Source organism: Streptomyces sp. NBC_01723 (assembly GCF_036246005.1).
GTDB lineage: Bacteria > Actinomycetota > Actinomycetes > Streptomycetales > Streptomycetaceae > Streptomyces.
Genome location: NZ_CP109171.1, coordinates 4,328,393 through 4,340,146, shown reverse-complemented (window position 1 = coordinate 4,340,146; position 11,754 = coordinate 4,328,393). Strand labels below are relative to the sequence as shown.

Sequence of the window (11,754 nt, the reverse complement as noted above, 5' to 3'; positions counted from 1 at the left end):
GGCCCGCGGCCGCCGGCTGCTACGCCTGGACCAGTTCCACCTGGATCTCGACCTCGACCGGGGCGTCCAGGGGGAGGACCGCCACGCCGACCGCGCTGCGGGCGTGGACGCCCTTGTCACCCAGGGCCGCGCCGAGCAGTTCGCTGGCGCCGTTGATCACGCCGGGCTGGCCGGTGAAGTCGGACGCGGAGGCCACGAAGCCGACGACCTTCACCACGCGTGCGATGCGGTCGAGGTCACCGGCGACGGACTTCACGGCGGCCAGGGCGTTCAGCGCGCAGGTGCGGGCGAGTTCCTTGGCCTCCTCGGCGGTGACCTCCGCACCCACCTTGCCGGTGACCGGAAGCGTGCCCTCCACCATCGGCAGCTGGCCCGAGGTGTAGACGTACGGCCCGGACTGCACGGCCGGCTGGTAGGCGGCCAGCGGGGGCACCACCTCGGGCAGCGTCAGGCCGAGCTCGGCCAGCTTCGCCTCGACGGCGCTCATGCCTGCTTCTCCCGCTTCAGGTAGGCGACGAGCTGCTCGGGATTGTTCGGCCCGGGCACGACCTGGACGAGCTCCCAGCCGTCCTCGCCCCAGGTGTCCAGAATCTGCTTCGTGGCATGGACGAGCAGCGGCACGGTTGCGTATTCCCACTTGGTCATACGGCCGACTCTAGCCGTTGCCCGGGGCCCCTCCGCGGGCCGACCACGGCGACGTTGTCCACAGCCTCCGGCGTACTCCGCGCGCGGACTGGTTACGCTCGAATACGTGAGCAGGCTCCAGGTCGTCAGCGGCAAGGGCGGAACCGGTAAGACCACGGTGGCCGCCGCCCTCGCGCTGGCCCTCGCCACCGAGGGGAAGCGCACGCTTCTCGTCGAGGTCGAGGGCCGCCAGGGCATCGCGCAGCTCTTCGAGACGGAGGCGCTGCCCTATGAGGAGCGGAAGATCGCCGTCGCTCCAGGGGGCGGGGAGGTGTACGCCCTCGCCATAGACGCCGAACTGGCGTTGTTGGACTACCTCCAGATGTTCTACAAGCTGGGCAGCGCCGGCCGGGCCCTGAAGAAGCTCGGCGCGATCGACTTCGCGACCACCATCGCGCCGGGAGTCAGGGACGTTCTCCTGACCGGCAAGGCGTGCGAGGCGGTCCGGCGCAAGGACAAAAGCGGACGATTCGTCTACGACTACGTCATCATGGACGCCCCGCCGACCGGCCGCATCACCCGGTTCCTCAACGTGAACGACGAGGTGGCGGGCCTCGCGAAGGTCGGCCCGATACACAATCAGGCGCAGGCCGTGATGCGGGTGCTGAAGTCGCGGGAGACCGCCGTGCACCTGGTGACGCTGCTGGAGGAGATGCCCGTCCAGGAGACCGCCGACGGCATCGCCGAGCTGCGCGCGGCTCGTCTCCCGGTGGGCCGGGTCGTCGTCAACATGGTCCGGCCCGAGGTGCTGGACGCCACCGACCTGGACCTCGTACGGAGCACCCCGCGCGGGGCGCTGGCACGGTCCCTGTCCGGAGCCGGCCTCGGCGGGGCGCGGCGCGGCGGGCATGCCGAGCGGCTGGTGGACCCGTTGCTCGCGCAGGCCGACGAGTACGCCGAGCGGTACGCGCTGGAGCAGGAGCAGCGGTCCGTCCTGACCGACCTCGACCTGCCGCTGCACGAGCTGCCACTGCTCGCCGAGGGCATGGACCTCGCGGGCCTGTACGAACTCGCCACCGAGCTGCGGAAGCAGGGGATCGCATGAGTCCGGACCCGGCCGCCCGGCCCCAGGAGGGCGCGCGGCGCCTCTCCCCCGCGCGCGTGCTCGACGTCGACCCGCTGCTGGAGGACCCGAAGACCCGCATCGTCGTGTGCTGCGGCGCGGGCGGGGTCGGCAAGACGACCACCGCGGCGGCCCTGGGCCTGCGCGCGGCCGAGCGGGGCCGCAAGGTGGTCGTCCTGACCATCGACCCGGCCCGGCGGCTCGCCCAGTCGATGGGCATCGACTCGCTGGACAACACGCCGCGCCGGGTGAAGGGCGTCGACGACTCGGCGGGCGGTGAGCTGCACGCCATGATGCTCGACATGAAGCGCACCTTCGACGAGATCGTCGAGGCGCACGCGGATCCCGAGCGGGCGGCGGCGATCCTGGGCAACCCCTTCTACGCGTCACTCTCGGCGGGCTTCGCGGGCACGCAGGAGTACATGGCGATGGAGAAGCTGGGGCAGCTGCGGGCGAGGGACGAGTGGGACCTCATCGTCGTCGACACGCCGCCGTCCCGTTCGGCACTGGACTTCCTCGACGCTCCCAAGCGCCTCGGTTCCTTCCTGGACGGCAAGCTGATCCGCGTCCTGCTGGCCCCCGCGAAGGTCGGCGGCCGGGCCGGCATGAAGTTCCTCAACGTCGGCATGTCGATGATGACCGGCGTCTTGGGGAAGGTGCTGGGCGGGCAGTTCCTGAAGGACGTGCAGACCTTCGTGGCGGCGATGGACTCCATGTTCGGCGGGTTCCGTACGCGCGCGGACGCGACGTACAAGCTGCTCCAGGCGCCCGGCACGGCGTTCCTGGTGGTCGCGGCCCCGGAGCGGGACGCGCTGCGCGAGGCCGCGTACTTCGTGGAGCGCCTGGCGGCCGAGGACATGCCGCTGGCCGGCCTGGTGCTCAACAGGGTCCACGGCAGCGGCGCCGACCGGCTGTCCGCCGAGCGGGCGCTCGCCGCCGCGGAAAATCTTGAGGATCCCCGCATTGTGGATCAGGGCGGCGGGAAAGCTGGAATTCGTAACTCTCCCGACACGTACGGAAGTTCAGACACCCACGAGGGCGACGTACCGGACGCGGCGACGCCGGACGCAGCGCCGCCGGATACAGACACACAGGGCGCAGGCACGCAGGACGCAGGCCCGCAGGACCCGGACACGCCGGACGCGGACACGCCGGAGCGGTCGGTGGACCAGCTGGCCTCGGGCCTGCTGAGGCTGCATGCGGACCGGATGCATCTGCTCGCCCGCGAGCAGCGCACGCGCGACCGCTTCACCGCGCGTCATCCCGAGGTGGCGGTCACCGAAGTGGCCGCGCTACCCGGTGACGTGCACGACCTCGCGGGCCTGCGGGACATCGGGGTCCGTCTCGCGACGGTCCACCCCGAGCTGCCGGAGACGGACCTCTGACTCCGACCCGGGCGTCCGAGGACCCCGGAGCGGCGGCTCAGCCCACGGCCATGTAGTTCTCGTACACCTCGTCGTCGTCGAGAGGCAGGATGCCGGCCCCCCGCTCGTACTCCGTCCGCGCCGTCTCCAACAGCCGGCGCCAGGACGTCACGGTGGGCCGCCTGCGCAGCAGTGCGCGGCGCTCCCGCTCCGTCATGCCTCCCCACACGCCGAACTCGACGCGGTTGTCCAGCGCGTCGGCCAGGCACTCGGTCCGCACCGGGCACCCGGTGCACACCGCCTTGGCCCTGTTCTGCGCTGCTCCCTGAACGAACAGTTCGTCCGGATCGGTAGTGCGGCAGGCGGCCTGCGCACTCCAGTCGGTTACCCAGCCCATACCGGCGCCGTCCTCTCCCGAATCGAGGCTCCCCCACGGCGGCAGCGGCATATTCACCGCCGCCAGTTGAGGACGTTACGGAAGGTGGGCACAGCGCAACACCCCCTTCGGGCCCAATCTTGAATGGCCCGAACGGACTATGGGTAAGCGGCAGATCACCCGGGGGAGTGAGCTGGCGACATGCGCGACGATCCCGACATTCGGGTCATCTCTCTTGCGCCACAACGGACACCGATTGACACACAAGGCGGATTCGGACACGTAATCCACACGCCGTGGCACGCGCCGCCACACACCAACACGCCCCCCAATGGGGGCCCTCAGAAAAAAACCGAGCGGATCCGGAACGATTCGGGGTCGCCGGACGTATTGATACGTGGCCGCACTGCTGTGACAGTTGAGTGCAGCTTAGGCCAAGGCATATACGCGTGTCCGGCGAATGAGAACGTAGGCTGCCTCCATGCCAAAGAAGCGCTCGGGCGGAGGTCTGTCGCCAACGCAGCAGGCCGCCAAGTTCCTCGGTGTCAGTGTGCTCGCGGGAGCGGTGCTGGCCGGCATCGCGCTGCCCGCCGTAGGCGCGCTGGGGCTCGCGGCCAAGGGGTCGGTGGAGGGCTTCGACGCCCTCCCGGCCAACCTGAAGACTCCCCCGCTGAGCCAGCGCACCGCCATCCTCGATGCCGAGGGCGGCACCATCGCCACGGTCTACTCGCGCGACCGCACGGTGGTCGACCTCAAGGACATCTCGCCGTACATGCAGAAGGCGATCGTCGCGATCGAGGACTCGCGCTTCTACCAGCACGGCGCGATCGACCTCAAGGGCGTCCTGCGCGCGCTCAACAAGAACGCGCGCAGCGGTGAGGTCTCCGAGGGCGCGTCCACCCTCACGCAGCAGTACGTCAAGAACGTCTTCGTGGAGGAGGCCGGCGACGACCCGACGAAGGTCGCCCAGGCCACCCAGCAGACCCTCGGCCGCAAGATCCAGGAGCTGAAGCTCGCGATCCAGGTCGAGGAGGAGCTGGGCAAGAAGAAGATCCTCGAGAACTACCTGAACATCACCTTCTTCGGCCAGCAGGCGTACGGCGTCGAGGCCGCCGCCCAGCGCTACTTCTCCAAGTCCGCCAAGGACCTCAACGTCCAGGAGTCCGCCCTCCTGGCCGGCATCGTCCAGTCGCCCAGCCGGTACGACCCGGTCAACGACGAGGCCGAGGCCACCAAGCGGCGCAACACCGTCCTGACGCGGATGGCCCAGGTCGGCGACATCTCCCAGGCGGAGGCCGACAAGGCGAAGAAGGCCCCGCTCGGGCTGAAGATCAGCCGGCCCAAGAACGGCTGCATCACGGCCGTGAAGAACGCCAGCTTCTTCTGCGACTACGTGCGCGAGGTCTTCCTCAGCGACAAGGTCTTCGGCAAGACCCGCAAGGACCGGGCCAAGATCTGGAACCAGGGCGGCCTGACCATCCGTACGACGATGGACCCGCAGGCCCAGGAATCGGTCCAGCAGTCGCTCAAGGACCACGTCAACAAGTCGGACTCGGTCGCCGCGGCGAGCACGCTGGTCGAGCCGGGCACCGGCAAGATCGTCGCGATGGGCCAGTCGAAGCCGTACGGCTACGGCAAGAACGAGACCGAGTACAACTACTCGGTCGACGCGGCCTACGGCGGCTCCAACTACGGCTTCCCGACGGGTTCGACGTTCAAGCCCTTCCTGGCGGCCGCGGCGCTGGAGCAGAACGTACCGCCGACGAAGGAGTACTCGTCGCCGTACGACATGGACTACCCGAGCCCCATCCAGACCTGTGACAAGCCCTGGATCAACGACTCGAGCTACCGCGTGGAGAACGAGAACGAGTCGGAGGTCGGTCCGTACCGCCTGAAGGAGGCGATGGCCAAGTCGGTCAACACCTACTTCGTGCAGATGCTCGCCGACATCGGCCTGTGCCCGGTGTCCGAGATGGCGGACAAGCTCAACGTCCACCAGGGCAACGGCGACAAGCTCCCGCAGAACCCCTCCGCCCTCGCCCTCGGCTCGGTCGGTATGTCCCCGCTGACCATGGCGAGCGCCTACGCGACCTTCGCCTCGCGCGGCATGTACTGCACGCCGGTCGCCATCGAGTCGATCACGCAGAAGGTCGGCAACAAGCAGACGTCGCTCGAGGTGCCGAAGTCCACGTGCTCCCGGGCCATGACCGAGAAGACCGCGGACAGCGTGAACACGCTGCTGCAGGGTGTGGTCGACTCCGGTACGGGTAAGGAGGCCGGCCTCAGCGACCGCGCCAACGCGGGCAAGACCGGTACGACCGACGAGCGGAAGAACGCCTGGTTCGTCGGCTACACGCCGAACATGTCGGGCGCCGTCTGGGTCGGCAGCGCCACCCAGAAGGTCGAGATGAAGAACATCACGATCGGCGGTGTCTACCACCCGCTCGTCTTCGGTGGCGCGGTTCCCGGTCCCATCTGGAAGGACGCCATGACCGGCGCCCTGGCCGGCAAGGACTCCCCCTCCTTCAACCTCGTCGACATCCCGGACGGCGAGAAGGACAAGGACAAGGGCCGCGACGAAGGGGCCGAGGACCCGGGCCAGGACGACGGGAACAACGGCGACGACGGCTTCATCGGCGGCCTGATCGACGGCGGCACCGGCAACGGCGGGTCGGACAACGGCGGCGGCAACGGCAACGGCGGCGGGGACGGCGGCTTCCCCGGGAACCTGATCCAGGGGCCGGGGAACGGGCCGGGCGGACGCGACTGAGACCGCACGCGTACGAGTGAGGGCGCCCTCCGCTTTTCGCGGAGGGCGCCCTCACTCGTTACGGGGTGGGGTTCAGCCCGGCGGCTGCCCGGGGGACGGGTACGGCTCAGACGGCGAGCGTCCTCTTGACCGCGGCGGCGACCCGGCCGCCCTCGGCCAGCCCGGCGACCTTCGGGTTGACGATCTTCATGACGGCGCCCATGGCCCGCGGCCCCTCGGCACCGCCCGCCTTCGCCTCCTCGACGGCCTGCGCGACGATCGCGTTCAGCTCGTCGTCCGACAGCTGCTTCGGCAGGTACGCGGCGAGCACCTCGCCCTCCGCCTTCTCCCGCTCGGCGCTCTCGGCGCGACCCCCCTGCGCGAAGGCCTCGGCGGCCTCCCGGCGCTTCTTCGCCTCGCGGGTGATCACCTTCTGCACCTCGTCGTCGGAGAGCTCCCGCTTCTCCTTCCCCGCGACCTCCTCCTTGGTGATCGCGGCGAGCGTCAGCCGGAGCGTCGAGGAGCGCAGCTCGTCACGCTCCTTGATCGCGGCGTTGAGGTCGGCGTGCAGCTTCGACTTGAGCGTGGTCATGGACCTGATTGTCGCAGGTACGGCCGGACGATCGCCCGCCGATTTTCCCGAGTGCCGGTCGGTCCGAGGACCCGCGGGCGGATCAGCGTGGCCGCCGTCCCCGTGGTCGGCCCCTCGCCCCCGCTTCTGACACGATGGACGTATGCGCGCGCGATACGGAGTGCCCCTGGGAATCACGGCGGTTGGCGCCGCCGGTCTGGTCTACGCGGCGGGGATCGAACCCCGCTCGTTCCGCCTCCGACGGGTCACGGTCCCCGTCCTGCCCGCCGGCATGGGCCCGCTGCGCGTGCTCCAGGTCTCCGACATCCACATGGTCGGCGGCCAGCGCAAGAAGCAGCGCTGGCTGCGCTCCCTGGCCGGCCTGCGCCCCGACTTCGTGATCAACACGGGCGACAACCTGTCCGACCCGGCGGGCGTCCCCGAGGTCCTGGACGCCCTGGGCCCGCTGATGGAGTTCCCGGGCGCCTACGTCTTCGGCTCCAACGACTACTACGGCCCCAAGCTCCGCAATCCCGGCCGGTACCTGACCGAGAAGCTCCAGGGCCGTCACGGCCTCAACGGCAACCCGCCCGCCGTGGGCGTCGTCCACAACCCGTGGGAGGGCCTGCGCGACGGCTTCGACGCCGCGGGCTGGCAGAACCTCACGAACACGCGCGGCACGCTCAAGATCGAGGGCATGTCCGTCGAGCTGACCGGCCTCGACGACCCGCACATCAAGCGCGACCGGTACGCGGAGGTCGCGGGCGGCCCGTCCGGCACGGCGGACTTCTCGATGGGCGTGGTGCACGCGCCGTACCTGCGCGTCCTGGACGCCTACGCGGCGGACGACTACCCCCTGATCCTGGCCGGCCACACGCACGGGGGCCAGCTGTGCATCCCCTTCTACGGCGCGCTGGTCACCAACTGCGACCTGGACACGGACCGCGTGAAGGGCCTGTCCACGCACACGGCGGAGGGCCGTACGTCCTACCTCCACGTCTCCGCGGGCTGCGGCGCGAGCCGCTACACCCCGGTCCGCTTCTTCTGCCCACCGGAGGCGACGCTGCTGACGTTGGTGGCGCGGGGGCGGTAAGGGGGCGCGGCACGGGGAGGGCGGCGGGCCGGCGGGCCGGGTAACCCGCGTATCCCTGGTAACCCGGGTAACCCCGGTAACCCGGGTAACCCCGGTATCCCGGGTAACCCACACGGCCCACCCGCATAGCCCGATATGTCCGGTCTGCCTAGCGTGAGGCCATGACAGCCCCGATACCCAGGGACATCCCGGACCTCCCCCCGATCCCGGGTCACCGCGCCCTGCTGCCCACGGTCGTACCGGCGACGGCCGTCGTGACCCCCGTACGCCGCAGGCTGATCGCGGTCTTCCGCCTCCTCACCGCGCTGCTGGCGCTGACCGGAGTGACGATCGAGCTGCTCGTGGGCGGCCCGGTCCTGAAGACCCTGAGCCACTTCACGATCCAGAGTGGCCTCCTGCTGGCGCTGGTCATGATCGCGTCCGCCCGCTGCGCCTGGTCCGCCCACCACCCCCTGCCGGGCGCGGTGACGGGCGCGGCCCTGCTCTACGTCGCCACCGCCGGCCTGGTCCACCACCTGCTCCTGGCCAACGCGGCGAGCCCCTTCGTCGCACCGGACGGCGCCGGCGCGGGCTGGCAGACGGCCGCGACCCACATCCTGCACACGGCGGTCCCGGTCGCCGCGGCCCTGGACTGGCTCCTCCTCACCGTCCCCGGCCGCCTGCACCTGCGCCAGGCCCCCACGTGGCTCCTCTACCCCCTGGCCTACCTGGCCTTCACCCTGGCCCGCGGCGAGCTGCTGCTCCCCGGCACGCAGGACCGCTACCTCTACCCCTTCCTCGACGTCGACCAGCACGGCTTCAAGGGAGTCCTGGGCAACGCCCTCCTCGTCGGCCTGGCCCTCTACGCCCTGGCCGTCCTCCTCATCACCCTCGACCACATCCGCCCGAACCCACTCCGCCGACCCCGCTAAACCGGATTTCGTCTCCGGCCACCGGTGGGCTAAAGTAAACGACGTCGCCGCGACGAGCAGCGACGATCGGGGTGTGGCGCAGCTTGGTAGCGCGCTTCGTTCGGGACGAAGAGGTCGTGGGTTCAAATCCCGCCACCCCGACAGTGAAGTTCCAGGTCAGGGGCCTGATCCGCAGAGCGGGTCGGGCCCCTGAGTGGTTCCTGGAGATCGCTTGGGAGAAATCTGGGAGAAGATCTTGGTCGGCTTCTCCCAGGAGCAGTCTCCAGTGCCGCAGGAACAGCGGCGCCCGCGCGCCCGATGACCTGCGCATTCGCGAATCCCGGGCTCGTAGCTGACCAGTAATACCGTGCGGGCCGCCCCAACGGTCGTTAGGAACACCGCATATGGCAGGTCATCGCTCAGTCCCTTCTCACGACCGGGCCCGTGCGCTCGCCCAGCGGGTACGTGCGTTAAGGGAAGACCGTGGGTGGACGCGGGAACGGCTGGCGAAGGAGGCAGGCATCGCCGTCGGGACGCTGGGCCGCCTGGAGAGCGAGGGAGCGATCCAGCCAGGTTTCCTGACCGTTGGCGCAGTGGCCGAGGCTCTTGCGGTCTCTCTCGATGATCTGTTCCGGGCGACCCAGGTCGCGCCCGTCACGCCCGGTCTGTGGTCCGCCGGATACGAAGGGCGGGACATCGACTCGTTCGTCGCCGCGCTCGTCGACAGCCGCATCGGTGTCGTGGCGGATGTACGGCTCACGCCGATCAGCCGCAAGAAGGGCTTCAGCAAGACCCGCCTCGGAGATGCCCTGGCGGAGGCCGGTATTGAGTACACGCACCTGCGTGGCCTGGGCAATCCGAAGGACAACCGGGAGCCCTTCTGGGACGGCCGCCTCGAAGTAGGGCGGGCACGCTTCCGTGGCCTGCTGCAGTCCGAGGAGGCCCAGTCCGATCTTGACCGCCTCGCGGAGCACGCCCGGCAGTCGCGGGTGGCGGTGCTGTGCTTCGAGAAGGACGAGAGCCGCTGCCACCGGCAGGTCGTCCTGGAGACGGTTCGCAAGCGGGCCGCCGTGCCGGTAATTCCCCTGGCCTGACTTCGCCCCTTGCTCCTGCACGCGCTCTTGCCCGTAGCGCATGCCTCTCCTCCAATCAGCAGATCGGGAGATCTGTGGAGGGGGCAACCATGGGATCGGGGAGTCGACAGCGCGCACGGATCATGATCACGGTCAAGACCTATCCGGAACTGTCCGCGAGATACCACGAGACGAGTTGCGTGGCCGGCATACGGCTCGACCAGGGAACGCCCCAGCATGTGCGGCTCTTCCCGGTTCCGTTCCGGTTACTGAACGAAGAAAGCCAGTTCGCCAAGTACTCGATCGTCGAGGTCGACGTGCAGCGACACCATGGGGACCGCCGTCCCGAGAGCTTGCGCCCCAACCTGCAGACCCTCAAGGTCATCGAGCGCCTCGGGACAGCGGACGGCTGGCGCGAACGCTTCTCGCATGTTCAGCCCCTCGTGGCGCCGTCCCTGTGCTCCATAAAGCGGGACCAAGAGCTGCGAGGGACGTCGCTTGGTGTCTTCCGCCCAGATGAGTTCACCGGCTTCCGCTTCGCTCCTGCTGAGCCCTGGCCAGCTTCGAAGGCGGCCCTGGCAGATCAGTTGGATCTACTCGCGCAGGACCTTCGCCAACTGGAGTGGGTGCCACTTGAGTTCCGGTACAGCTTCCGATGCGCGGATCAGGAGTGCGGTGGTCACGACATGGGGCTGAGGGACTGGGAGGCGGGCGAGTCGTACCGCAAGTTCGTTCGTCACTACGGGAAGGACGGCGTGGAGGAGAAGCTTCGCGAGCGCTGGTTCGACCGGATGGTCACTCCGGAGAAGGCCGTGCACTGCTTCGTCGGGAACGTCGCGGCCCGCCCCAAGACGTTCCTGCTGCTGGGCCTGTTCTACCCGCGACGGGATATCGTCGAGAACTTCCAGGAGAGCCTGTTCGACCTGTGAGGGTGAGTACGCAGAATGGGGAACCCGTGGCCACCGTCCCCTGACCGAGGCCGTCGGCTCAACTGCCGCATGCCGGATGCGGCCTGCGGACCTGCCTAAATGTGAGCGTGCCATGCTGTCGTCAACGGAGCTTGGCCTGGCCTCAGTTGATCGTCAGGGGGAGCGGTGGCAAGGCGGGACCTTCGAACGCTGTTCAGCTCGAACGACCGGAGCATCTCCGCCAGTGAGGCGTTCACGAACCGGCAGGCACAGTGGCAGGCCGTAACGGCCGGCCTCGCCGAGCACATACGGCACGTGACCTGTGCGGACTTCGACTGGAGGACTTGGAAGCTCCCCGCTGCAACATCCTCGTGTTCCACGGTGTGGGCGGGATCGGCAAGTCCACGCTGTCCCGCAAGATCGAGGCATCGCTAGCCCGCAGCGAGCACCGCCCGGCGCAATGGGAATCGCCGTCCCACCCCGACGAGCGGACTCTGCCGGTCCGCATCGACCTTGCGCGCGCCGCGGGCATGGACTTCGAACGCGTCGTCCTCACCATCCGCCTTGCCGTCGCCGCGCTCGGCCGGCCGATGCCCGCCTTCGACCCCGCCTTGCGCCGCTACTGGGAGCACAACCACCCGGGCGAACCGATCGAGGACTACCTGCGCCGGGGCGGGCTGATGAGCCGCTTCAGCGCCGCTGCCACCCTGCCCCAACAGATGCAGTCCGCCCTCAGCGACGTCGCCCAGGCCCTGTTCTTGCCCGGCACCGTCGGCAGTGCACTCGGGCACGGGGCCGGAGCGTTCATCAAGGCATTACGCGAGCGGCGCCAGTCCGTGCGCGCCCTCGCCGGCTGTTCCCGCCTGGCCGACCTCCTGGAGGCCGAGCCCGACCTGGAGGCCCTCAGCTTCTACCCGCACCTTCTCGCCTAGGACCTGGCCCAGCTCCCAACCGACAAGAGCGCCCTGCCCGTGATCCTGCTG

At 69.3% G+C, this 11,754-nt stretch carries 12 protein-coding genes and 1 tRNA gene; 9 read left to right on the top strand and 4 right to left on the bottom strand.

Translation table 11 applies throughout. The annotated features are described in order from the left end of the window. Positions 1-19: 19 nt before the first annotated feature. Positions 20-487 carry a RidA family protein gene (locus OIE75_RS20055; RefSeq protein ID WP_122616794.1) on the bottom strand — a complete coding sequence of 156 codons (468 nt, stop codon included), beginning with the start codon at positions 485-487 and terminating at the stop codon, positions 20-22. Further along, positions 484-645, bottom strand: a complete 162-nt coding sequence (locus OIE75_RS20050; protein WP_003975360.1) for a DUF4177 domain-containing protein — start codon at positions 643-645, stop codon at positions 484-486. The genes OIE75_RS20055 and OIE75_RS20050 overlap by 4 nt, the downstream gene beginning before the upstream one ends. Before the next feature lie 106 nt (positions 646-751). Between OIE75_RS20050 and OIE75_RS20045 the strand changes: the two genes are divergently transcribed. Both OIE75_RS20045 and OIE75_RS20040 read left to right on the top strand, forming a co-directional pair. Further along, positions 752-1,729: an ArsA family ATPase gene (locus tag OIE75_RS20045; protein ID WP_329471660.1), complete on the top strand. Its 978-nt coding sequence runs from the start codon at positions 752-754 to the stop codon at positions 1,727-1,729. Beyond that, the gene (locus tag OIE75_RS20040) at positions 1,726-3,132 is read left to right on the top strand and encodes an ArsA family ATPase (protein ID WP_307014006.1); all 1,407 of its coding nucleotides are present in this window, start codon (positions 1,726-1,728) and stop codon (positions 3,130-3,132) included. The genes OIE75_RS20045 and OIE75_RS20040 overlap by 4 nt, the downstream gene beginning before the upstream one ends. A 37-nt stretch (positions 3,133-3,169) precedes the next feature. On the opposite strand, the gene wblA is transcribed toward OIE75_RS20040, so the two are convergent. After that, positions 3,170-3,508, bottom strand: coding sequence for a transcriptional regulator WblA (gene wblA, locus OIE75_RS20035; protein ID WP_064729040.1), 339 nt, complete (start codon positions 3,506-3,508; stop codon positions 3,170-3,172). A 460-nt stretch (positions 3,509-3,968) separates the two neighbouring features. Here wblA and OIE75_RS20030 point away from each other — a divergent pair, with 460 nt between their 5' ends. Then, positions 3,969-6,257, top strand: coding sequence for a transglycosylase domain-containing protein (locus OIE75_RS20030; RefSeq protein WP_329471659.1), 2,289 nt, complete (start codon positions 3,969-3,971; stop codon positions 6,255-6,257). A 106-nt stretch (positions 6,258-6,363) separates the two neighbouring features. Here the strand turns inward: OIE75_RS20030 and OIE75_RS20025 are convergent, their stop codons facing one another. Beyond that, positions 6,364-6,828: a GatB/YqeY domain-containing protein gene (locus tag OIE75_RS20025; protein ID WP_329471658.1), complete on the bottom strand. Its 465-nt coding sequence runs from the start codon at positions 6,826-6,828 to the stop codon at positions 6,364-6,366. Positions 6,829-6,970: 142 nt separating this feature from the next. On the opposite strand from OIE75_RS20025, the gene OIE75_RS20020 reads away from it, so the two are divergent. From OIE75_RS20020 to OIE75_RS19995, 6 genes are all read left to right on the top strand, one after another. Beyond that, positions 6,971-7,900 (top strand): metallophosphoesterase, encoded by a 930-nt coding sequence (locus tag OIE75_RS20020; RefSeq protein ID WP_307014001.1) that lies wholly within the window; start codon positions 6,971-6,973, stop codon positions 7,898-7,900. 161 nt (positions 7,901-8,061) lie between these two features. Beyond that, on the top strand, positions 8,062-8,811 hold the full coding sequence (locus OIE75_RS20015; RefSeq protein ID WP_329471657.1) for a Pr6Pr family membrane protein: 750 nt from the start codon (positions 8,062-8,064) through the stop codon (positions 8,809-8,811). 67 nt (positions 8,812-8,878) lie between these two features. Continuing rightward, positions 8,879-8,952: transfer RNA gene (locus OIE75_RS20010), tRNA-Pro, on the top strand. 242 nt (positions 8,953-9,194) lie between these two features. Next, positions 9,195-9,884 carry a DUF488 family protein, N3 subclade gene (locus OIE75_RS20005; protein WP_329471655.1) on the top strand — a complete coding sequence of 230 codons (690 nt, stop codon included), beginning with the start codon at positions 9,195-9,197 and terminating at the stop codon, positions 9,882-9,884. A 122-nt stretch (positions 9,885-10,006) separates the two neighbouring features. After that, positions 10,007-10,792, top strand: a complete 786-nt coding sequence (locus OIE75_RS20000) for a hypothetical protein (protein ID WP_329471654.1) — start codon at positions 10,007-10,009, stop codon at positions 10,790-10,792. A 323-nt stretch (positions 10,793-11,115) separates the two neighbouring features. Then, on the top strand, positions 11,116-11,703 hold the full coding sequence (locus OIE75_RS19995; protein WP_329471653.1) for a hypothetical protein: 588 nt from the start codon (positions 11,116-11,118) through the stop codon (positions 11,701-11,703). Positions 11,704-11,754: the final 51 nt, after the last annotated feature.